Below are 21,000 nucleotides of genomic sequence, written 5' to 3' on the forward strand. Positions count from 1 at the left end.
GAATAGCGAAAATGGTCACGTTCGTTGCCGAATAGCCACGTTCGTTCCCGGATGGTCACGTTTAAATGGAAATAGCCACGTTCATCACGAGTTGGTCACGTTTAACAGAAGTTGTTCATGTTCAAGTCAAATCTTTAATTAACCGGTCAGGAAGAATATAGATTCGATTTCGATCTCCGCCTTCTTCTTTAGCATGAGCAGATTTCAAAATACGATAGCTCACAGATAATGAGGGTGCTGAAATGAAACGCGCAAATTCCTTATTGGTGACTTTCTTTCCAAAAAGAAGATAATAGTCGCGCAGAGCATCATTATGCGCGCTTTTGGAAGTATGTTTGCAGGAAAGGCAAAGCCAGTTTCTTTTATGACGAACCATTCCGGGATGACTGCATAATGGACAAAAAATCCCTTTTTGAATGTCATCAGCCGTGATGTTGAATCGTCTAAAAATATCGGGTTCATATGGAATGTGGCTTTTGGCGATCAGCGAGGACGCTTTCTGAAACTGCTGTTCATTTAAATACGGATTTTTATTTTTCTGAAATAAAGAATGAATGGTTTCAGGAATTTCGATGCTGCGTATAATCCGCCTTTCATAGTCTCTATTTGACGGTGTAATGGAAATTCGGTTAGAGGGATGAGAAAGAACAACATATGAAAAGACTGGCATCTGCGGAAGGTTATTTTTATGCAGCCAGTCCGTTAAGTGACGTGATTGTCTTCGTAACTGTAAAATAGGGTCGGGGAGAACGGTTTCATGACCTTCAAAGGTTTGAATCGTTTGTTTATTCTCTGTTTCAAATGATAGTTTTCCAATATAATTTTTAGATTCGGAAATAACGAGAAAGCAAGGGGTTAAGATAAGGCAGTCTATTTGAAAAAAAGAGGTATAATTTAAGCGCAGACGTATGTCATGGAAAAGGGATGAGGGGCCTGTGATTTCTTTTGCAAAATATTCAATGGTTTGTTCTCCTCTAAGTCCTGCTGCTGTTCTGGCCCGTTCTGTTTCGATACGTTTTCGTTTTGGACATCCAGGCAGCCTTTGCAATAATGCGTCCATTTGCCAGAGAAAAATAGGCTTCGTTACTTTTTTTATGATTGTCATATAGACTCCTTTCAAATCAAGATTGTGACCATTATACTTCAAAAAGAGAAAGTCTTCAGCCTTAAGATAGAAAATTTGCGAAATTTAAATAAATCATAAATGATTGTTTGAATTTTACCGCCTTCAAATAGAATTGGTCACGTTTAAGCGCAAATAGCCACGTTCCTGTCCAGTTAGTCAGGCTGATCAACGGATAGTCACGTTTAAACACAAATGGTCACGTTCAAAGTGCATTGGTCACATTTAAGCGAAATCAGCCGCCTTCCATATAATCAAAAAAGGATGCCCTCTCTGGGCATCCTTTTTTAATAGCGGTCTTTTGACTCGCCGATTCGTTCCTGTACTTCGCCTTTGATTTTGTCTTTTTTGCCGTCAGCCTGAAGCCGCGCGTTATCGGTGGCGCTGCCGATTTGATCTTTTATTTCGCCTTTTGCTTTGTTGACGGCGCCTTTGATTTTGTCGCCTAATCCGTTGTTGTCGTGAGCCATGGTAAATATCTCTCCTTTGTTGTTTGTCTGTTCTTTCTTTACCCGGCTCACAAATCATTAAACAAGATCATCTTTTTCAACAACAGCGTACTGGTTCTCTTCTTGTTCAGAAAAGCGGTTGTAGCGCTGTTTGTACAGTTCGAACAAGTATTGAATGAAAACTTTCAACAAAGCGTATGTCGGAAGACCGATCAACACGCCGACGACTCCATACAGGTGAGCGGCTGTCAGCAAAACGAAAATGATGGTAACAGGATGGATTTGCAGCGTTTTCCCCATAATTTGCGGAGAAATGAATTTTCCTTCGAGCAGCTGCACAACGGTCCAGACAAGTGCCAGTTTTACCACCATGAACGGAGAAGTGACAACGGCAATAATAATCGCCGGTGTGATCGCAATGACTGGCCCGAGATATGGAACGACACTTGTCACACTGGCAATGGCGGCCAGAAGCAAGGCGTAATCCAGACCGATAATGAGAAAACCGATGTACATCATGATGCCGATGCAAAGGCTGACAAGCATCTGCCCTTGAATGTAGGAACGGAGCTGTTCGTCCATTTCAATAAGCATCGCACCCGTACGTCCGCGCATTTTCGGCGGAAGGATGTGCAAAAATCCTTGGTACAACTTACTGCCGTCTTTTAATAAATAAAACAAAATAAATGGCACGGTGACGAGCGAGACGACAAAATTGGTGAGCGTCGCAATGACGCCGGTGATACTGTCTAACGTCCGGCCGGCAATGTCGGAAAAGTTTTGCGTCAGCGAGCCGAGAAATTCTTCGGCATTCGTCTGCATGTTTTTTGAAATTTCCATGTATTGTGCTTCAAACGGTGAATTGCGTGCCCACCTGTCGATATCCATGCCAAGCTGACGGGCGTAATCAGGAAAGGAGGCGATGAGTGCTTCAGTCTGGTCACGTAAAAAGGGGAAAATCGTCAGCACAAGAATGGTGATGAGTCCCGACAAGGCGACGAACACAAGCAAAATGCCCCAGCCGCGTTTTATTTTATACCGCTGCAATAAATTAACGAGCGGACTTAATAAATAATAACCGACAACCGACAAGATCACCGGCAGTGCTACGGTCGCAATGAAGCCGAGCAGCGGATCGAAAATAAAGGATACTTTTGAAAAAACCATAATAATGAGCCCGATTAAGAGCAAAATGGTTAAGACGAAAATCGCCGTGCGTCCGCCTAAAAAACGGACGAGCGGAGAACTTTGCGGCTCGTTTTCTTTCATGCCCCCAACTCCTCTTACTGTCTTTCTTTAATTATAACGCAACTGAAAAAAAAACACGCATTTTCCGCTTTTCTGAAAACACTATTTTTTAAGCCGGGAAGAATTTCTCCCTTATAATGGAGGAAAAAGGGGGCGTCTTATGCACATATTACTCGTTATGGCCGGTTCCATGCTTGTCGCCGTCGCCTATAATTTCTTTTTAATTCCGCATGAAATTTTAAGCAGCGGGCTGAGCGGGATTGCGATTATGCTCGGCATCATTACACCGCTCAACACCGGTCTTTTAAACTTATTATTAAATTTACCGCTTCTTATTCTCGGCGTGATGAAGCTGGGGAAACGGTTCATTGCGTATACCATTTTATCCGTTGTGACATTGTCAATCGGGCTGTATGCGGTGCCCGTCATTGAACTGTCGACGGAACCGATTTTATCTTCGTTATTCGGCGGCGTGCTGACGGGCGCGGGAGTCGGAATTATTTTTCGCGCATCCGCATCGTCCGGGGGCTTTGATATTATTGCGATGCTGCTGGCCCGAAAAAAAGATTTTCCGCTCGGGGCGCTTTTGTCCGTCATGAACGCGGCTGTTATCGTCGTGGCCGGCTTTTTGTTCAGCTGGGACGCCGCTTTAAACACATTAATCGGGATTTATGCGACCGGAAAAGTCGTCGATACCATTCATACGAAACATATTAAATTAACATTGAACATTGTCACGTCAAAAGGCGACGAAATGTGTGAGAAGCTGCTCAAAAGTCTTTACCGCGGCATTACGGTGATGGAAGGGAAAGGCGCCTATTCAGGGGAAAGCCGGCAGATTTTAATGACCGTCATCACGCGCTATCAATTAAATGAAGTGAAGCAGATCATTCATGACATTGACCCGACTGCGTTTGTGAACATTACACAGACCGTTGAAGTGGTTGGTTTGTTTCACCGGGAATAAGAAAAAGCCGATCCCTCTGCCAGGATCGGCTTCGTTTGCTTACAAAATGTCCGTGACTTCGCGGTCAACGAGGCTTGCTTTTTTTACGGAAATGAATGAACCGGTTGTCGAGATGAACACGCCGGATGCAATGATCGCATCCATTGCCTGCTGCACAGCCGCGGCATTGACCGGCTCAACCGGGGCATCAACCGTCAAGCTCGCACTGCCGCCTTCCGATGTGTTGAACTGAAGCTTCAATGTTTTCGCCATAATGACATTCCTCCTTTGTTATTGTTAGTTAATAACCGATGTGTCACTGCGTTCGACGGATGCGAGCGGCAATGATGAAAGTGCCGCAATCGCGTTGGCTACTGCCTGAAACTGATCGGCTGTCGCGGCCGGTTTCACGTTTGAATAAGACTTCGCTTTATACACGGATTTGCCTGACTCATCCACCCCGTGATCAAACACGAGACGAAGCGTCGATTTGTTCAACGTCATGGTTGCCATGTTGTATCCCTCCTTTCATTGGTTATGTACAGCGAAATCTTAAAAATCGATACCTTGTTTTTAAAAAACTTTAGATAAAATAAGTTGACATCAGAAGCTGTCAGGATAAAAAAGCGCCGCTGTCCCAAAAGTATGGGGGAAGGCCGAATTCTGAACCATTTTGGCCGATTTATCGATATTACAGCCGGATTCTGCCTCATGAAGGCCGAATTTACAAAAATTCGGCCCAAATTACAAGGAAACCGGCCCAAAATCAGAAAATACGTCCCAAACTGCAAGAAATCCGGCTATAAACATGAAGAAGGGGAGGCCTCAATGAGCTTTTGAGACATCCCCTGCCTTTTTTAATATACGTTACTGTTTCATTTTGTCGGGAAGAGTCTGGATGGATTCGATGACGCCGTCGAGTTTCGTTTCGATGCGGTACAGTAAATAAAACGTGACCGCAATCGGAAATCCGACATCCTGGATAAGCGGCAGCAATGTGTCCATGAAACATTCCTCCTTTCTTGCTTGTTATATACAGTGAAAGCGAAAAAATCGAAACCGGACCGGGCAAGTTGGTGGAAATAATAAGACTATTAATCATGTAAAGCCGTATAGGGGAAGGTGGCAATATTTCATTTGTCCTGACGCTGAAAACAGAAAAAAACCGTGACATGATGGTTCAGTTCACGGCGTAGTTGTGTCATATACAGTTGTACGGGCGCGTCCTTTCCGTTTGGAGTGATACAGTGCTTTATCGGCTTTTTTGAACAGCTGCGCCGGCTGTTCTCTGGGATGCGGCGACATGGTAGCGGCTCCGATGCTGACAGAGATGATGCCGTCCGGTGCGTCTTTGTGCGGAATGCGTAAGTTTTCCACGGACTTCCGGATGAGTTCGGCCAGGCCGTAGCTTACAGCCGTTATGCCGGGCGGGATGATGACCGCGATTTCCTCTCCTCCATAACGGGCGGCGACTGCACCTGCTGTTTTCACTGTTTCTTCAATCGAAACGGCCACTTGGCGGAGTGCTTTATCTCCGGCGTCGTGTCCATACCGGTCATTATATTTTTTGAAAAAGTCGATGTCCAGCAATAAAAGCGACAGCGGTTTTTTTTTATCCAATGCTTCTTTCCATGACAGCTCGAGCACTTCGTCAAAATAGCGCCGGTTGCCGATGCCGGTCAAACTGTCGCTCAATGAAAGATGTTTTAACATTTCATTCGCCTGGCGCAGTTCTTTTTCCGCCTGACGCCGCAGTGAAAATTCCTGTTCGAGTTCACGCGCCATTTGATTATAGGCGGAATGGAGCGCTTTAAATTCATCGAGCGATTGATCAAGAACCCGATTAGAAATGCGGTGGCTGTAATTCCCAAGTCTCAGGACAACTGTTCCTTCGAGCAGCTGATTGATTGGAAAAATGATTTGCTGCATAAGAAGCCGAATAACGCCGGATGCAATGATAAAGACGAACAGCAAAATACAGCTCATGAAGAACAGCGAACGCCAGAAGGGAGCATTCACTTCCGCGGTTTCAATTTCGCCGACCAGCAGCCATTCGCCGTCATGAATCCAGCGGTACTGACCGATCACAGATGCGCCGGAGGCATTTTCATACGAATCCCCAGGGGCCTCTTCTTTCAGCGCCTGCTGAAACACATCAGTTCCGGAAATGGTGAGAGGGGCGGATTCATCATTTCGGCTTAACACAAGACCGGACTGATCTGTTAAATACACCTTGCCCGTTTCGCCAAATTGAAAGGTGTTAATAACGTTCGAGATCATATCCATCGTGATCATGCCGGCGACTACGCCGTCAATTTCCCCGTCCGCGTTCCGGGCAGGTGAGGCAAACACGACAACAGGTGTATTGTCAGACCGTCTTTCAATGACACCGGTCGTGACGGTATTGCCCGCAATAGCCGCTTTAAAATAAGCGCGGTCTTTTACATTTAACGTTCCCTCTACGCCGTTCCGGTTTAGATTGTATACGACTAAACCATCTTTATTGATCACGGTTAAATTATCGAAATCATCACGTGTTTCGGCAAACTTGTTCAGCCGGTCGTATAAATCCTTCCGTGAGCCGGCGGAAGAGGCCAAATAGGATACATCATTGGATAATCCATTCATCCATTCGTCAATCATCATGTGCTGCATACGCAGCGCTTCATCAAGACTATGAGCTGCTTCCTGTTCGCGCTGATCATACACAAACACAACAAGCGGCAGTATCGCCAGCAGCCCGCCAAGTAATAACAAAAAGGCGGTACTCACTAAAAAACGTCCTTTTATCGTATGCAATGACCAATAATGAAACCGGTGCAGCAGCTCCATTGACGTCCTCCTTTTTATTTCGCTCATCCTATTTTACAATTAATGAGCAATATTTTCTATTAAATTACCAAAAATGTTAGAGATGACGGAATAAAGGGCTGTTTGAATAGGCTTATATTTGAACTGTTTCTTTACTCATAAATATGTCTTCTTTCATACATTTCTTCTTCTGGTATCGATTTTTCCTTTTTTTCTGTACATAAAAAATAAAAGGAGCTTTTACGATGCCAAACTTTCTGCGAAACGAACGTCCGCTTATTATTTTACCGGAGCTTGCCGAAAAGATCGGCTTGAACGAAGCGGTCATTCTGCAGCAAATTCATTACTGGCTGGAAAAGAAACGGCATGTGATTGAAGGGAAAAGCTGGGTGTACAATACATACGAAGACTGGCAAAAACAGTTTCCATTCTGGTCGGTGACCACGATCCGCCGCACGCTGAAAGGGCTTGAGAAGAAGGGGCTTTTATTGACAGGGACCTTTAGTGTGATGGCATTTGACCGGACAAAATGGTACACGATTGATTACAACAAGCTGGAATCCATGATGGGTCCATGTGATCAATCTGACGTGACGACGGAGCCAGAACGGACAGACGATGTGACCAAGCCGGATACACCTATAACAGAGAGTAGCCAACAGCAGATATCTACAGGAGATGTTTCTTTATCGGAACGCGAAATGTTTGAGCAATCGATCGGAAAAGAAAAAGTCGAAGAAGCGGTGGAAATTGCGCGGTCGAAAGGGATTACCAGCTGGGCGTATATTCGCGCGATTTTACGCAATTGGGAGACAGACAGCCGGAAAAAGAAAAAATCAGTCCGGGTAGAAAGGCTTCCGGACTGGTTTAAGAAAGAAGAGACGCCGATTGAATTTGACGCTGATTTTGAAAAAGACCGCGCGTCCTTAATGCGTGAGCTCGCCACACGCTTCAAGCAAAAGGTCGACAATGTGAACAGCCCGGACTTTGTCTGACAGGCCTTCGCGTTCGATGCCGAGCTTCATTTGCAGCAGGCAGCCCGGGTTTGCAGTCACGATGGTATGCGCTTCAGTCGCTTTCGCTTTTTCCATTTTGTGATCGAGAATCTGCATGGACATGTCGGATTCGACGATATTGTAGATGCCCGCTGATCCGCAGCAGCTGTCCGCATTTTCCATCTCCCTGTAGTTGGCGCCGTCGATTGCATTCATCAGGGCGCGCGGGGCAATATGGGTGTTCATGACATTGCGCAAATGACAGGAGTCCTGATACGTAATTGTCTGCGGTTCCATTTTTAATTCGATCCGCTGATGGAAATCAAGCTCGAATAAAATTTGCGTGATGTCTTTCATTTTGGCGGTAAAGGCTTTCGCGCGGTCCGCATATTCCGGGTCGTCTTTCAGCAGATGATCGTAGTCGATTAAAAAGGCTCCGCAGCCGCCCGCGTTCGTGATAATGTAGTCGGCGTTTGTTTTTTCGAACGCGTCAATGTTGCGTTTTGCCAGGTTTTTTGCGCCGTCTTTTTCACCGCTGTGGCCATGGAGAGCGCCGCAGCAATTTTGTCCGTCTGGAATGACGATATCACAGCCCGCTTTTTGCAGCAGCTTGATCGTCGCGTTGTTTGTCTCCAAAAACATCGTGTCCATCAGGCAGCCGGAAAAAAAGGCGACCGTGGCCGTTTTTTCAGCGAGTGCTGAGAAGCTTCGCGGACGGTTTTTCATGTCGCGTTTTTTCGGAACAGCAGGAAGGGCGCGTTCCATCGCCTGCATGCTTTCCGGGAACAGCTTCATGAAACCGAGTTTACGCGTGGCGTTTTGCAGGCCGCTCCGCTGGTAAATGCCGAGCAGTGTGACCGCGTGTTCCATCCGGTTTTGGTGCGGGAAAAGCCCTTCAAATACGGTTTTTCGAACGGCTTTCACCGGTGCGGAATGCTCGTTATGATCGTTGAAAATGTCGCGTGCTTCTTCCAGCAAGTGGCCGTATTTCACGCCGGCCGGGCAGACGGGTTCACACGCCCGGCAGCCGAGGCATAGATTCAATGATTTTTCGACGTCATCATCCGGTGCGATCAGTCCGTCATGCACGGCTTTCATGAGGGCAATTCGTCCGCGCGGCGATTGGCTTTCATCTAATCCCGTTTCCAGATACGTCGGACAGGAAGGGAGGCAGAAGCCGCATCGCATACAGTTTAACAGTTCCGCTTCATCCATCCGCAAGCTGAACGATTCTTGAATCGCTTTTTCTCGTGCCGTCATCGTTGTCATTGGGAGATCACCAGCCTTTTCCGTGTTTCTTTCGCAAAGATTTTACCGGGGTTCATAATATTGTCCGGGTCAAAGGACTGCTTGATCGCTTTCATAATCGCGATGCCTTCCGGACCCATTTTCCATTCTAAATAGGGCGCTTTCATCATGCCGACGCCGTGCTCGCCGGTAATCGTGCCGCCGAGTTCAATCGCTTTAGCGAAAATGTCCGCAAACGCCGCTTCAACCCGTTCCATTTCATCGTGATCGCGCGCATCGGTCGGGCATGTAGGATGAAGGTTGCCGTCACCCGCGTGGCCGAACGTCGCAATCGTCACGTTATGTTTCGCCGCGATTTCGTTGATCGCTTTGACCATGTTGGCAATTTCTGAACGGGGTACGGTCGCGTCTTCTAAGATGGTCGTCGGTTTTAAACGGGCAAGCGCAGACAAGGCTGCACGGCGGGCGCTTGTCAAGGCGAGCGCTTCGGCTTCCGTTGCGGCGATTTGAACGGAAACGGCCTGTTCGCGCGTGCAAATATCCGCTATTTTCTGCATGTCACGGGCGACAATTTCCGCTGGTCCGTCCTGTTCAATGAGCAGGACCGCTTCCACATCTGTGGGCAGGCCGATTTTCGCAAAGTCTTCGACGGCTTTTAACGTCGGGCGGTCGAGAAACTCAAGCGTCGCCGGAATGATTTTGGCCGCGATGATTTCTGAGACGGATTTCGCCGCGGCGTCCATACTTTGATAGAGCGCGAGCATCGTCTGCTTCGTTTCCGGCATCGGAATGAGCTTCAGCGTCGCTTCGGTAATGACCGCGAGCGTTCCTTCCGATCCGGTTAAAAGTCGTGTTAAGTCATAGCCGGCCACGTCTTTTGCGAGTTTGCCGCCGGTCCGGATGATGTCGCCATTCGGCAGTACGGCTTCAAGGGCCATGACATAATCACGTGTGACGCCGTATTTCAATCCGCGCAGGCCGCCGGAATTTTCGTTAATGTTGCCGCCGATGGTTGAGATTTTCATGGAACTCGGGTCAGGCGGATAAAAGAGGCCGCGTTTTTCGACGGCGTTAATCATATTCAGTGTGACAACGCCCGGCTGCACCGTGACCGTTAAGTTTTCTTCATCGATCTCAAGAATTTGGTTCATATGTTTAAACAGCAGCACAATTCCGCCTTCAGAAGGGACCGTGCCTGCGGCTAAATTTGTTCCGGAACCGCGCGGGACAATGGGAATCTTTTCTTCCCGGCAAACGTTTACAATTTGAGAGACTTCTTTTGTATTCCGCGGTGCTATTACGGCGTCAGGCATCGATTGAAAATTAGGCGTCGCGTCATATGAATAGACAAGTCGTCCGGCAGGGGAGACATCGACATTTTCAGCGCCGACGATCGCGGTGAATTTTGTTTTTATGTAATCTGAAATCATACTATTCGCTCCTTTTCTTGTATCTTAACCTATAAACACGTGTTGTTATATAGAGATAAATGGGAAAATGAAGCGGAATTTTATTCGTTTTTTGTATGTTCATCCAAAAAACGAAGCGCTAAATAAAGCGAGACGACATCCGGTAATTGTTTCAGGTCCAGACCGGTCAAGTCCTGTATTTTTTTCATCCGGTAATGAAGCGTGTTAATGTGAATTTTCAGGACCGAGGCGGTTTCTTTTAAAGACATATTTTGATTAAAAAACGTCTGGAAGGTGTCGAGCAGTTCCGGGTTGTTTCTCACATTGCGCAAAATTCGTTTTATGAATTCCTCCCGCGCGGTGGAGCTGATTTCGTGCAGACATAAATCAAGCCGCAAGTCTTCTTCAAAGACAATCCAGTTTGGTTTAGCCGCAGCCAGCGCCCGCTCCGCCTGTGCGTAACCGGCTGCCACATCGGCTGCCTCCACTGCTTGTCCAATTCCGATGCGGACAGGCAGATTCATAAATGAACGTAATCTTTCCAGTTTATATGTAAGGGTTTCTTTCTCAAAGTGCGCGCCGTGAATGAGAAGAATACGGTCATTGCCGCGGTGGACGAAAAAATCCTGATCGCGCGGATCATCCCAGAACCGTGTCAATTCGGCCAGGCTGTTATACGTAAACTCCTCCAGCTGAATAATAATAAATTGCCGCTTTGCGGTTAAATCGATGTTAAAAAGGGCCGCTCGTCCGATTAACTCCTGTGACCACGTATCCGCCTGCAGCCAATCATAGACAAATGACTCCAAACCGCGTGTCCGCCATTGAAACTGCTCCGAATAATAGCTTTCTTGAATAAGCAGCTCCGTCATTTTCCGCAGCAGCTCTCCATAAGGTAAAATGCGTTCCGGTTCTCCGGTAATCCCGATGACGCCGATGACGCTGCCAAGAAAGAAAATAGGCAGATTTAAGCCGTTTTTGACCCCTTGCAGCCGCTCTTCATCTTCTTTATAAATCACCATCTTCCGCCGTTCCCGGGCACACAGCAAAGCACCTTCATGAAACAAACCGACCCGCGCCGCATCAGAGCTTGCCATGATCACGCCATCCACGCCGGCAATAAGGACATTTTCATCTAAACATTTCTTTACTTCATCTATGATTTTTTTAGCGAGAAAAGTCGAAAGCATCCGGGCAGCCTCCCATCCTTTTTATCTGTAGTGTATCACAAGATGAAAAGGATGGAGCCTTTATTTCGGGCTGATATGGATGCCTTCACTTTTTTTCCAATCGGCAAAAAAGATCGCTTTTTCATCGTTGTAGCCATGCGCCTTTAATTCTTTAGACAGCCACTTTTGGTCAAAACCGAGATCCTGTAAGTTATCCCAAATAATTTCGCCGTCTATAATGATGGCTGTTGGAAGATCGACGGGGCTTTCTGGAATGTTGAGATCCTGCTTTGTCGGATTTTCATGAGGTGATTGCAGCAGGAGACTGATTTGTCCATTCGCTTCTAATATGCCGTATTTCACTTCACGCACAGAAAAAACATTCTTCTGTCTCAATAAACTCGTTATTTCGTTGACATCTAATTTGTTCTTTTTCAACATCGTCCGGTCAAGTACGCCATCACGGATAATAATGGAAGGATTTCCATCCAATAAGGAACGGGCCGCTTTCACTTTTTGCGTGAGGAATACGATTCCGAGCATGAGAGCGGTCCATAAGCCTATCGCGTATAAAAAATGAAACGTACTCACCTGATTATCGTATAATGTACTTCCTAAGAAATCCCCCAGGACGAGCACAAACACTAAATGATAGGGGGATAATTGGTTGATGGACGTTTTGCCGCTGACGAGAATAATGAAAAATAAAGCGGCAAACCCGACGATGACTTTTATGGTCAGTAAACCCAGATCTACTGTTTCCAACATATCTTTCCTCCTGGTAGCATTTTTCCTCTTTTATCAGTATGGACGAACAGTCAAGAAAGGTATACATCGGAAATGGATGACATGTTAAGAGAAGATTATTTGTACCCAGTAATATAATAAAAATAGCGTCACCGCTGTTGTCAAAGGAATGACGATTAACGATACACTTAAATAGTCATTCCATGTGACGTTAATCTTGTTTTTCCGCAAAATGTCCATCCAAATAAGAGAGGCAAGTGTCCCGATCGGGAGTAAAAGGGACCCCATATCACTGCCGATAATATTTGCGAGATAAATGGTTTTTAACGTAATCGGGTCCAGTCCCATTTCTGTTAACGTAATCGTGCCGATCATTAAAGCAGGATGGTTATTAAATAGATTCGATAAAACAGATACTAATCCCCCCATAATGAAGCTCGCCTGAAGCAGTCCCTGGCTGACGATCGGCTCGCATACTTGAACGAGCATCGCGGTCAATCCGGCATTATGAAGCCCGTAAATAATGACATACATGGAAAAGGCAAAAATCAGGATGTGCCAAGGCGTTTTTTTCAAAATATCAATCGGGTTTGTGCGCAAATGATACCATCTCCACCCGAGCAGGATGAGCGACCCGAGTACGGCCACCAGTTCAATAGGAATGGACAGGTAAGAAGCGACAAAAAGGAGACAGCGCAGGACAAAGACAAACAGCAGGACTTTCAGCATAAACTTGGTTCGTTTCCGTTTTGTTTCGACACTGACGGAACCCTTTAACGGATGGAAATGTTTCGTGAAAAAAATTTCTTCTATATCATATAAAGAATTTGGCAATTCCTTTGGCAGTTTTTTCTTGACGACGATAAACATCAGCCAGGACATAAACAAGAGACCGAGTGTAGCAGGGACAAACATCATGGCGGTATGCATATAAAGCGACATATGAACAATTTTCAGGGCGATTAAATTCACAATATTGCTGACCCCAATGGGCGCGCTCGAAGCCGTTGCGATCAGGGCGCCGCTTAATAAATAGGGGAGCTGTTCATGCGGCTTTAATCGAAGGTTTTTCAGAAGCAGTATTAAGATAGGTGTCGTAATTAAAATGCTGCCGTCATTGTTAAATAGAAGCGTCATTAAAAAACAGAGCAGCTGAATGTACCAATACAGGCGATAGCCGGAACCTTTCGCTAAATGGAGAAGCCGTGCCGCCGCCCAGTGAAAGAAACCGAAACTTTCCAAAATAACTGCCATGACAATCGTGGCCATAATGGTGATCGATGCGCCGCCGATTTTACTGATAATATCTGAAATATCGCTGCTCGATACAATGCCTGTGAGTAAAATCACGCCTGCCCCGGCGGATGCCGGCCATGCCTCATTGATCCCGCCCGGTCTTGCTAATATGACGAACATGGTCATGATAAACACAAATACGGTGATTGCCATTTCGAAGCTCATGATTACCTTCTCCTTTTTCAAAAGAGCCTGAGCCATTAGCCCTTCTTGTCCGATTTAATAGTATATTTATATTCACCTCTATGAAAATGTAACTGGATAACAAACCTAATCTTCCAAGGAAATTTGAGTGTTCACGAGACATAGGACTAGTAACGTGATCTCTATCATGCATCATGGCTGTTTTGGATGATTCATAGGCTCTTCACCGTTTGCGGTTTCGTGAATCTCCACTTTTAAAAAAAGGTTATAGAGAAGGAAAAAGAAGGGCAGGCTATTGTCTGATGAGTGTTAAATAAGGAGTGGTCCGCCCGCATGGAGGTTATTTCGATTATTATTCCCGCTTACAACGAGGAAGAAAATATACCGTTAATTTATGAAAGCATTGTTAAAGAATTCTCAAGACTCCCTTATGATGTGGAAGTGCTGTTTATCAATGATGCCAGTACGGATGGAACGCTTGAACGGATCAAAAAATTATCCAAGAGAACGTCAAATGTGAAATACGTTTCCTTCTCACGCAATTTTGGAAAGGAAGCGTCTCTTTTTGCCGGGCTGCAGTATATAACCGGCAAAGCGGCGATTTTGATGGATGCCGATCTGCAGCATCCGCCCTCGTTAATCCCTGAATTAATTAAAGGGCATGAAGAAGGCTATGATCAAGTCATTGCCCGGCGGAACCGGAAAGGGGAGCCCTCGTTTCGCCGATTGTGCGCCGCCGCTTATTATAAAATGGTTAACAAAGTGGTGGATGTGGATATTGAGGACGGCGTCGGTGATTTCAGGCTTCTGAGTGAAAGAGCGGTACAGGCCGCCTTGTCCTTAAATGAAAATCAGCGTTTTTCCAAAGGGCTGTTTTCCTGGATCGGCATGCAGCAGAAAATCATCGATTACGATCATGTGCTCCGTGAAAACGGCGATACAAAATGGTCGTTTTCAAAACTGCTGAACTACGGGCTGGACGGGCTTTGGTCATTTAATCATAAGCCGCTCAGAGCCTGTTTTTATACAGGTGCGTTTATTTTGCTGATGGCGGTGATTTACAGCGCCATGACGTTTTTTTATATTGTGAAAAATGGAATTGACGTGCCCGGCTACTTTACGATCATTTCAGCCGTTCTTTTGCTGGGAGGTATTCAGCTGTTAAGTCTGGGGATTATTGGCGAATATATCGGCCGGATTTATTATGAAACGAAAAAACGGCCTCCTTTTTTAATTCAGGAAACCAATATTGGGAATGGAGTGCCATATGAGAAGAAAAGGACAAGAATTTATCAGATTCGTCATCATAGGGGCAATGAATACTTGTAATTATTATGTGATGTATTTGCTGCTTCATTCGGCGGCTGGATTAACGTATATTGTATCTCATCTGACAGCCTTTTTTGTCAGTATGATCCTCTCCTTTTTTTTGCATTCATACATTACCTATAGAGTAAAGCCGACGCTGTCCGCTTTTTTTGCGTTCCCGCTCACACAGCTTTTTAATGTGACTGTCTCTTCTCTTGTCATGTATGTCTTTATTGAATATCTCCATATGAACAGCACGATGGCGCCGATCATCGCTGTCGCCGCTGCGGTTCCGGTGACGTTTATCGTGACAGGTAAAATATTTAAAAAAGAGCGTGTTACAGGATGAGCAAAAAATCGATATGGCTTTTACTGCTCGGCAGTTTGCTGCTGTCTGCGGCGGCGCATGTCTTTTTTTTGCACGAGTGGACGGAAGGAAGGTTTATGGCCGGCCCCAATGACGGACTGTCTCAAATCGTTCCTTTTAAAACCTTTATTTATGAACAATACAGCAAAGGGACCTTTTTTTATTCGTGGGGATTTGGACTTGGCGGAGGATTTTACAGTCAGCTGGCCTACTATTATTCAACGTCCGCCGTGTTTCTCCTCACGATGTGCGCTGTTTTTTTGATGGAATCCTTTCATATAATTGGGCCGCCCGATTTTTTCTTTTGGCTGAAGGCGGGCTTGATTGTCAGCATCCTCCGGTTAAGTGTCATTTTATTTGTTTCCACACTGGTGTACCGGTATATGAACATCCATACGGCCGCCGCTTTTTCAGGGGCCGCTGTGTATGGCGTGTCCATTATGTATTTCCGGCATGTGGTCTTTTGGGAGTTTTTTGCGGATGCGATGCTTTGGGTGCCTTTGCTTGTGTTCGGGGTTGAAAAAATCATCAGGGAAGAACGGTCTCTTTTGTTCATTGTGACGCTCTCTTTCATGCTGATCCATAACTTTTATTTTGCTTACATCAATCTCATTTTTTTATTCATTTATATGGTTTTCCGCTGGATGTTTCCGTTAACGGAAAGTGAGCTGTCAAAAGGGCGGCAGCTGAAATGGTTTATACAAGGCGGGGGCATCAGTTTTTGTATCAGTGCCGTCGCTCTTCTCCCGGCCGTTTACGGGTTTCTAAACAATGCCCGCCCAGTATACCAACAGGAAATACCATGGTTTGATTTTACCGATAATATTTTGTTTTCCAGCCGCTTCATTATTCTGCCGTCTCTCGTTGTCCTCTTTTTGCTGACACGTTCTTTTTATCAACACCGTGTCTTTGCTTTTTTTGCCGCATTGAGCCTTTTTTTGGTCCTGCTTCATTTCAGCCCGCTGGCGGCCAGTGCCTTTAATGGCTTTTCCGCTCCGCAATACCGATGGGAATATGTGCTGTCTTTTACAGCAGGCGGCGTGACGGGGGCGGGGCTGAACCTTTTAAGAAACACCCATTTCCGCCCAGTTTTCGGGTCGGTTGCCGGAACGATTTTGCTGTATGGGCTGATCGGCTATGCGGAACAGCGTTTGCCGATCAGCAGCGGACAGTTGAAGGCGCTGTATGCTTTTATTTTGTCTTTGCTGTTGATGACCGTCATTATCGTCCTGCTTTTCAGCTGGAAAAAAAAGAAATGGACAAGGATGATGCTGCAAGGATGGGTTTTATTGTCGAGTGTGCTGGTCGTCAATGTTTACCAGAAGTATGCCGTTTCTGACTATTCGGTTCATCAAGTGTCCAATAAATTTTTAACGAGTGATGACTTCAACAGCGAAGAACAGCAGCAGCTGATCGAAAAAATAAAACACGAAGAAGGGGACCGCCTGTTTCGGATTGACTGGATGACAGCGGCAAGGAATAATACGCCCATTGTGCAGGGTTTTAACGGGACCAGCCTGTATTCCAGTATTTTGAACGAAGCGCTTTTATTTTTTTATTGGCATGATTTGAAAATCGATATGGGCAGAGAAAGTGTCAGCCGTTTTGCCACGCTTGGCAGCCGTTCGAATCTTCACAGCCTGCTGCAGGCAGACTATTGGATGAGAGAGAAAAACAAAAGCGGGCAGGCACCGTATGGCTTTGTTCTTTTTGCGGAATCCGAGAATTATGTGGTGTACAAAAACACCATGCCGCTGCCTTTTGTCCGGACAGTTAAAAACGTGTTTTCTGAAAAAGACTTGCAATCCGCCCCGCCGCTTGATCGGGAGCATGCGATGCTCGAAGGAATCATTTTGAACCGGAGCAGTACGCGCCAGCCGTCTAAGGAAACCAATCATATAGGCAGCACCGTCATGGAAACAATCGGGGCAGCGTATCAGCAGAACCGCCTCACCGTTTCAGAAAAAACAGGCGGAATCGATTTAATCCCGGACCGGAAGCTTCTCGGATCAGGCGATTTCTACGTCCATTTTACGATTGAAAATCTCGATGGAAAGGGTTTTTCTTTGAAGGTGAATGACTACCGGACAACGAGAAAACACGGTGCGTCCATTTATAAAACAGGTGTGAACGACTTGGTGATCCGGGTGCCGAAAAGGGAAAAAGTGTCGATTCGTGTACCGGAAGGACGCTATGAATTGAAAGGACTTGCCTTATACGAAGAAGACTATCGTGAACTGAAGATGGCTGCCGGGAAAGAAGCGGACAATCCCTCTTTCGAATGGAATCGGAATAAAATCTCGATTGACTATCACAATCGGTCCGGCGAAATGTATATGATGCTGCCGATTCCTTATGAAAAAGGCTGGGAACTGAGCATAAACGGCGAACAACAGCCGGTTGAAAAAGCAAACTATGCATGGACGGGTTTTGCATTAAAAGAAGGAATCAATCATATTGAATTCGTCTATTATCCGCCTTACTTTCAAATGTCTCTTTTTCTGTCGCTGGCTGGCATACTGGGGGCTGTCATCATTTGCAGACGGCGGCCTATATGCCGCCTGAAAAATCCTCATTTTAAAGAAAAGCAAAATGGGGAAAACTGAAGGGCAGAAACCAATTTAGAGGTGATGACAAGGTGGACCGAATCAAGATTGCCGGTGTTTTTGCCGGCGGGAGCAAAAATGCCGAGTGTTTTATTGTGACCCATAACGGCCGGCACATCGCCGCCATTCCCGAAATAGCCGTATCGTTTTATGTTGGGGATGGACGAAAAGCGGCGTTGAACGTTTTGACGGGGCCTCTGTCAGCCTGTGATGCCGAAAAAGCCTACGACACCATTTATGAGTTGGTTTATCCGCAGGGCAGCAAGGAATTGGACTTCATGGGCTGGTTTGAAGAAAAATATGGAATCTCTTGGCATACATTTGATGAAGGAATGAAAAAAGCCAAGGCGACGCTGCTGGAACGGAAACAGGCATTTAGCCATGCCGTGTCCAGATTCTACAAAGAAAAAGAAGCCGCTGCCCCATAAATTGCGGATGAATGGCCGGATTCTGTACCATTTGGGCCGGATTTTACAATCATACTCTTCTTTATGATCAGCCATCCTGATACCTTCTTGAAAATGGGTTCCTGTTATTCTCTCCGTTTCTTATAAGAAAATACCGGTCCATTGCACATTTTCCATGATTACCAAAAAGAAGCGTTTGCTAAATGGAACTTTTGTTCTTATAATAAAACGAAAAGAACGAATGTTCGAGGAGGCGCTGCACATGTTATACAATGACCGGAAAATGTTAAAGTGGCAGGGATTTATGCTGTCGGAGCATGCTGAGCAGATGCAGGAAACGGTCATCGAAAAGAACCCCATTCTTCTGGACGAGCAGGCGAAGGACATATTTGACCGGGTGCTCGCTGCTTCGGTTCATTATGGAAAGCCGATTGAAATCAAAATGATGACGTTTGGTGAGCCGTATTTCACCGTGACCGGCGTGGTGAAATCCGTTCACTGGGAAGAAGGCTATATCCAGATAGCTGGGTCCAGTGCGTATTTTTATATGAAAGATATCGCCTTTATTGATTTCGCGGATGGAGGATGGGGAGAGGACTGATGAAGCCATGGAAAAAAGACAAGAGCTCCTGCGAAAATGCAGCAGGAACTCTTATCTTTTATCAATGATCAGAACGGTGCGGATGCGAGGGTAATTCCGGCTATAAAAGCAAGTGCCATGGGATAGCCAAGTCCAAATCCTCTCCAGTTTCCAACAGGGCGCAGCCAAACAAACTCCCGATTCACATTGGTCATTTCCGCTATATGAATTTTGCCATCATGCTCGGTCAGCCGGACTATTTTTCCGTCATAATGGCAGCAGCGTTTATACATGCTTGTGCTGGACATCATGAGCCCCCTCATTATTTTACTTTATTATACTTATTAACGTATGCCGAAAAAGAGATATTGTCATGGATAAGCGTCTATATGCATGAATGATCAAGAACCTTTACAAGCGAAGCACATATAGATAAGAGAGCACCCATGTGCAAAGGGGAGGAGAGAACCGTGTCCGTGATGAACACACAAACATGGATCTGTGATTTCGTGACCGCATGCCAAAAAAAGACAGGGAAAGATCCTTACTTTAGTCAATGTGACACAGTGGGGTCGCCGCTGACGAAATGGTTTCCGGATTTAAGCCCGGCAGAACTGCATTATCACTTGCTTGTCCATGGATTATTTGAACCCTATGAATGGATTAATATGGAAAATACTGTTCATGAAATGGATAAAAATAACATATGGAAGATGGTGAATAGGGAATATAACCGATTAAAAAATAAGTGGAAAGGGCCTGAAATACCCATCTTCATTTTTCCGGTTAGACAGGCCCATCTGGCGGCGGATAAAAGGGCAGTGAAGAAAAATGGGCTTGCGTTTAAAAAAGCGATTTTTTTATTTCTGGCCCCTGATCTTGCCAAAGAAGAAATAAAGGCCGCCTTGGCCCATGAATATAACCATGTATGCCGGTTAACGCACCTAAATGTGGATGATCACCAGCTGTCTTTAAAAGAAGCGCTTATTATTGAAGGGCTCGGGGAATTTGCCGTTAAAGAGTTATACGGTGAAAAATGGCTGGCTCCGTGGACCGGTCTGTATTCGTTTGCTGATATCGCGGATATTTGGAACCATCGTTTTGTACCAGCCTTGCATCTGGCCGGCAAAGACAGCTGCGATGATTTTTTATATGGCCGGGAGGATCGGCAGCTTCCGAAATGGATTGGCTATCACATCGGGTTTCAAATCGTTGACACGTATGAAACTCGCCTCGGTCCTTTTCCAAATAACGAATTATACACCAAATCATCCGATGAGTTAATAGCAGGCTCTATTTTTGCGTATGAAAACCGCAGCGAAACGCGCGAAAACCAAGAGGGACATCAGTTTGACTGAGAAAAGCATTGTGCTCATCCCATCTGTCATACAATTCATCGCTAATATTTTCGGACGGATTCATATCCGCTATGGCTGTTTCGATTCGTTCAGAAGGGGCAGGGAGCATGTCAATCTTTGTGAATCCGGTCTCCTGCAGTTTCATTTTCCACTCTTGTTCACTCAACACTTCATGGATGCCATACAGACTGCCTACTTTTCTTTGTACGTTCTGTGTCAGAGGTTCTTCCGCTGTCATTTCAATCATGACCAGCCGTCCATCCCGTTTTACTAATCGAAATAATTCCTGCAGAGTCCTGGAAATATCCATAAATGAAATAACAGATTCCGCCAGAATAAAATCAAAGGAATGGTCTTGAAATGGCAGGTTTTGTGCATCTCCTTCGATGACATGGACGCGTAACGCTGAATCTTTGAACCGCTCTTTTGCTTTTTCAATCATAATGGGGTGATGATCGACAGCTGTCACGCGGCAGCTGTATTTTTGTGCGATAAACGCAGCAGTCTGCCCTGTGCCGCAGCCAATTTCTAAAACGGAATCCGCCGGGGAAATGCGTTCATCCTGAAAGATGCGCTGTGTAAAAGGAAACCCCCCGGGGTGCGCCCCGCCAATGCCGAAATAGGCCAGTAAATCCAGATACGTGTTGTTCATCCGTATTCCCCCATTCATTGAAAGTGCTCTATCTCAATTTATGCAGAAGCGGAAGCGGCGTGTACACGGACAGGAAGAAGGAGAAGAAGACCTTTATAATGTAACAAATGGAAAAATGAAAAATTTTTAATGAAAAA

22 protein-coding genes are annotated in these 21,000 nt (G+C 45.7%); 8 read left to right on the forward strand and 14 right to left on the reverse strand.

Features of this window, described 5'->3' with window-relative positions:
* Positions 1-121 precede the first annotated feature (121 nt).
* From BTO30_RS10745 to BTO30_RS10755, 3 genes are all read right to left on the reverse strand, one after another.
* Positions 122-1,105: a nuclease-related domain-containing protein gene (locus BTO30_RS10745; protein ID WP_075398725.1), complete on the reverse strand. Its 984-nt coding sequence runs from the start codon at positions 1,103-1,105 to the stop codon at positions 122-124.
* Positions 1,106-1,410: 305 nt separating this feature from the next.
* Positions 1,411-1,593, reverse strand: a complete 183-nt coding sequence (locus tag BTO30_RS10750; protein ID WP_075398726.1) for a CsbD family protein — start codon at positions 1,591-1,593, stop codon at positions 1,411-1,413.
* A 57-nt stretch (positions 1,594-1,650) separates the two neighbouring features.
* On the reverse strand, positions 1,651-2,841 hold the full coding sequence (locus BTO30_RS10755; RefSeq protein ID WP_075398727.1) for an AI-2E family transporter: 1,191 nt from the start codon (positions 2,839-2,841) through the stop codon (positions 1,651-1,653).
* 139 nt (positions 2,842-2,980) lie between these two features.
* On the opposite strand from BTO30_RS10755, the gene BTO30_RS10760 reads away from it, so the two are divergent.
* Positions 2,981-3,787 (forward strand): YitT family protein, encoded by an 807-nt coding sequence (locus BTO30_RS10760; RefSeq protein WP_075398728.1) that lies wholly within the window; start codon positions 2,981-2,983, stop codon positions 3,785-3,787.
* A gap of 39 nt (positions 3,788-3,826) precedes the next feature.
* On the opposite strand, the gene BTO30_RS10765 is transcribed toward BTO30_RS10760, so the two are convergent.
* The 4 genes from BTO30_RS10765 to BTO30_RS10785 all read right to left on the reverse strand — a co-directional run bounded on the left by BTO30_RS10765 (position 3,827) and on the right by BTO30_RS10785 (position 6,598).
* The gene (locus BTO30_RS10765; protein ID WP_075398729.1) at positions 3,827-4,039 is read right to left on the reverse strand and encodes a DUF2922 domain-containing protein; all 213 of its coding nucleotides are present in this window, start codon (positions 4,037-4,039) and stop codon (positions 3,827-3,829) included.
* 24 nt (positions 4,040-4,063) lie between these two features.
* On the reverse strand, positions 4,064-4,279 hold the full coding sequence (locus BTO30_RS10770; RefSeq protein WP_075398730.1) for a DUF1659 domain-containing protein: 216 nt from the start codon (positions 4,277-4,279) through the stop codon (positions 4,064-4,066).
* Between the two features lie 354 nt (positions 4,280-4,633).
* Positions 4,634-4,771, reverse strand: a complete 138-nt coding sequence (locus BTO30_RS10780) for a YvrJ family protein (protein ID WP_075398732.1) — start codon at positions 4,769-4,771, stop codon at positions 4,634-4,636.
* 180 nt (positions 4,772-4,951) lie between these two features.
* Positions 4,952-6,598, reverse strand: coding sequence for a sensor domain-containing diguanylate cyclase (locus BTO30_RS10785; RefSeq protein ID WP_075398733.1), 1,647 nt, complete (start codon positions 6,596-6,598; stop codon positions 4,952-4,954).
* Between the two features lie 224 nt (positions 6,599-6,822).
* Here BTO30_RS10785 and BTO30_RS10790 point away from each other — a divergent pair, with 224 nt between their 5' ends.
* A complete protein-coding gene (locus tag BTO30_RS10790; protein WP_075398734.1) occupies positions 6,823-7,572 on the forward strand; it encodes a DnaD domain protein in 750 nt (249 codons plus the stop codon).
* On the opposite strand, the gene BTO30_RS10795 is transcribed toward BTO30_RS10790, so the two are convergent.
* The 5 genes from BTO30_RS10795 to BTO30_RS10815 all read right to left on the reverse strand — a co-directional run bounded on the left by BTO30_RS10795 (position 7,504) and on the right by BTO30_RS10815 (position 13,606).
* Positions 7,504-8,841, reverse strand: coding sequence for a (Fe-S)-binding protein (locus BTO30_RS10795; RefSeq protein WP_075398735.1), 1,338 nt, complete (start codon positions 8,839-8,841; stop codon positions 7,504-7,506). The two genes, BTO30_RS10790 and BTO30_RS10795, sit on opposite strands and share 69 nt — an antisense overlap.
* Positions 8,838-10,250 (reverse strand): glycolate oxidase subunit GlcD, encoded by a 1,413-nt coding sequence (glcD, locus tag BTO30_RS10800; RefSeq protein ID WP_075398736.1) that lies wholly within the window; start codon positions 10,248-10,250, stop codon positions 8,838-8,840. Before glcD ends, BTO30_RS10795 begins: the two co-directional genes overlap by 4 nt.
* Positions 10,251-10,330: 80 nt before the next feature.
* A complete protein-coding gene (locus tag BTO30_RS10805) occupies positions 10,331-11,419 on the reverse strand; it encodes a CdaR family transcriptional regulator (RefSeq protein WP_075398737.1) in 1,089 nt (362 codons plus the stop codon).
* A gap of 60 nt (positions 11,420-11,479) precedes the next feature.
* Positions 11,480-12,166 carry a DUF421 domain-containing protein gene (locus BTO30_RS10810; RefSeq protein ID WP_342743402.1) on the reverse strand — a complete coding sequence of 229 codons (687 nt, stop codon included), beginning with the start codon at positions 12,164-12,166 and terminating at the stop codon, positions 11,480-11,482.
* Positions 12,167-12,250: 84 nt separating this feature from the next.
* Positions 12,251-13,606, reverse strand: a complete 1,356-nt coding sequence (locus tag BTO30_RS10815; protein WP_075398738.1) for an arsenic transporter — start codon at positions 13,604-13,606, stop codon at positions 12,251-12,253.
* Positions 13,607-13,918: 312 nt separating this feature from the next.
* Between BTO30_RS10815 and BTO30_RS10820 the strand changes: the two genes are divergently transcribed.
* The 5 genes from BTO30_RS10820 to BTO30_RS10840 all read left to right on the forward strand — a co-directional run bounded on the left by BTO30_RS10820 (position 13,919) and on the right by BTO30_RS10840 (position 18,874).
* Positions 13,919-14,914 (forward strand): glycosyltransferase family 2 protein, encoded by a 996-nt coding sequence (locus BTO30_RS10820; protein ID WP_075398739.1) that lies wholly within the window; start codon positions 13,919-13,921, stop codon positions 14,912-14,914.
* A complete protein-coding gene (locus BTO30_RS10825) occupies positions 14,901-15,242 on the forward strand; it encodes a GtrA family protein (RefSeq protein WP_245796429.1) in 342 nt (113 codons plus the stop codon). The genes BTO30_RS10820 and BTO30_RS10825 overlap by 14 nt, the downstream gene beginning before the upstream one ends.
* The gene (locus BTO30_RS10830) at positions 15,239-17,866 is read left to right on the forward strand and encodes a YfhO family protein (RefSeq protein WP_075398741.1); all 2,628 of its coding nucleotides are present in this window, start codon (positions 15,239-15,241) and stop codon (positions 17,864-17,866) included. The genes BTO30_RS10825 and BTO30_RS10830 overlap by 4 nt, the downstream gene beginning before the upstream one ends.
* A gap of 32 nt (positions 17,867-17,898) precedes the next feature.
* Entirely contained in the window at positions 17,899-18,294 is a 396-nt protein-coding gene (locus tag BTO30_RS10835; RefSeq protein WP_075398742.1) for a hypothetical protein, read from the forward strand.
* A gap of 241 nt (positions 18,295-18,535) precedes the next feature.
* On the forward strand, positions 18,536-18,874 hold the full coding sequence (locus BTO30_RS10840) for a YolD-like family protein (RefSeq protein ID WP_075398743.1): 339 nt from the start codon (positions 18,536-18,538) through the stop codon (positions 18,872-18,874).
* 68 nt (positions 18,875-18,942) lie between these two features.
* Here the strand turns inward: BTO30_RS10840 and BTO30_RS10845 are convergent, their stop codons facing one another.
* Entirely contained in the window at positions 18,943-19,161 is a 219-nt protein-coding gene (locus BTO30_RS10845) for a hypothetical protein (protein ID WP_075398744.1), read from the reverse strand.
* A gap of 171 nt (positions 19,162-19,332) precedes the next feature.
* Between BTO30_RS10845 and BTO30_RS10850 the strand changes: the two genes are divergently transcribed.
* Positions 19,333-20,211 carry a DUF2268 domain-containing putative Zn-dependent protease gene (locus tag BTO30_RS10850; RefSeq protein ID WP_245796432.1) on the forward strand — a complete coding sequence of 293 codons (879 nt, stop codon included), beginning with the start codon at positions 19,333-19,335 and terminating at the stop codon, positions 20,209-20,211.
* Here BTO30_RS10850 and BTO30_RS10855 read toward each other — a convergent pair.
* Positions 20,147-20,863, reverse strand: coding sequence for a class I SAM-dependent methyltransferase (locus tag BTO30_RS10855; RefSeq protein WP_075398746.1), 717 nt, complete (start codon positions 20,861-20,863; stop codon positions 20,147-20,149). The two genes, BTO30_RS10850 and BTO30_RS10855, sit on opposite strands and share 65 nt — an antisense overlap.
* Positions 20,864-21,000: the final 137 nt, after the last annotated feature.

It is taken from the genome of Domibacillus antri (assembly GCF_001936625.1).
In the GTDB taxonomy this organism is placed as follows: Bacteria; Bacillota; Bacilli; order Bacillales; family Domibacillaceae; genus Domibacillus; species Domibacillus antri.

Bases quoted from the DNA above. Each gene is read 5' to 3' on its own strand.
- BTO30_RS10780 (WP_075398732.1), bottom strand. From the start codon at position 4,771: ATGGACACATTGCTGCCGCTTATCCAGGATGTCGGATTTCCGATTGCG.
- BTO30_RS10745 (WP_075398725.1), bottom strand. From the start codon at position 1,105: ATGACAATCATAAAAAAAGTAACGAAGCCTATTTTTCTCTGGCAAATG.
- BTO30_RS10755 (WP_075398727.1), bottom strand. From the start codon at position 2,841: ATGAAAGAAAACGAGCCGCAAAGTTCTCCGCTCGTCCGTTTTTTAGGC.
- BTO30_RS10850 (WP_245796432.1), top strand. From the start codon at position 19,333: ATGAACACACAAACATGGATCTGTGATTTCGTGACCGCATGCCAAAAA.
- BTO30_RS10815 (WP_075398738.1), bottom strand. From the start codon at position 13,606: ATGAGCTTCGAAATGGCAATCACCGTATTTGTGTTTATCATGACCATG.
- BTO30_RS10760 (WP_075398728.1), top strand. From the start codon at position 2,981: ATGCACATATTACTCGTTATGGCCGGTTCCATGCTTGTCGCCGTCGCC.
- BTO30_RS10825 (WP_245796429.1), top strand. From the start codon at position 14,901: ATGAATACTTGTAATTATTATGTGATGTATTTGCTGCTTCATTCGGCG.
- BTO30_RS10785 (WP_075398733.1), bottom strand. From the start codon at position 6,598: ATGGAGCTGCTGCACCGGTTTCATTATTGGTCATTGCATACGATAAAA.
- BTO30_RS10770 (WP_075398730.1), bottom strand. From the start codon at position 4,279: ATGGCAACCATGACGTTGAACAAATCGACGCTTCGTCTCGTGTTTGAT.
- BTO30_RS10830 (WP_075398741.1), top strand. From the start codon at position 15,239: ATGAGCAAAAAATCGATATGGCTTTTACTGCTCGGCAGTTTGCTGCTG.
- BTO30_RS10805 (WP_075398737.1), bottom strand. From the start codon at position 11,419: ATGCTTTCGACTTTTCTCGCTAAAAAAATCATAGATGAAGTAAAGAAA.
- BTO30_RS10810 (WP_342743402.1), bottom strand. From the start codon at position 12,166: ATGTTGGAAACAGTAGATCTGGGTTTACTGACCATAAAAGTCATCGTC.
- BTO30_RS10845 (WP_075398744.1), bottom strand. From the start codon at position 19,161: ATGTCCAGCACAAGCATGTATAAACGCTGCTGCCATTATGACGGAAAA.
- BTO30_RS10855 (WP_075398746.1), bottom strand. From the start codon at position 20,863: ATGAACAACACGTATCTGGATTTACTGGCCTATTTCGGCATTGGCGGG.
- BTO30_RS10765 (WP_075398729.1), bottom strand. From the start codon at position 4,039: ATGGCGAAAACATTGAAGCTTCAGTTCAACACATCGGAAGGCGGCAGT.
- BTO30_RS10820 (WP_075398739.1), top strand. From the start codon at position 13,919: ATGGAGGTTATTTCGATTATTATTCCCGCTTACAACGAGGAAGAAAAT.
- glcD (WP_075398736.1), bottom strand. From the start codon at position 10,250: ATGATTTCAGATTACATAAAAACAAAATTCACCGCGATCGTCGGCGCT.
- BTO30_RS10750 (WP_075398726.1), bottom strand. From the start codon at position 1,593: ATGGCTCACGACAACAACGGATTAGGCGACAAAATCAAAGGCGCCGTC.
- BTO30_RS10790 (WP_075398734.1), top strand. From the start codon at position 6,823: ATGCCAAACTTTCTGCGAAACGAACGTCCGCTTATTATTTTACCGGAG.
- BTO30_RS10795 (WP_075398735.1), bottom strand. From the start codon at position 8,841: ATGACAACGATGACGGCACGAGAAAAAGCGATTCAAGAATCGTTCAGC.
- BTO30_RS10840 (WP_075398743.1), top strand. From the start codon at position 18,536: ATGTTATACAATGACCGGAAAATGTTAAAGTGGCAGGGATTTATGCTG.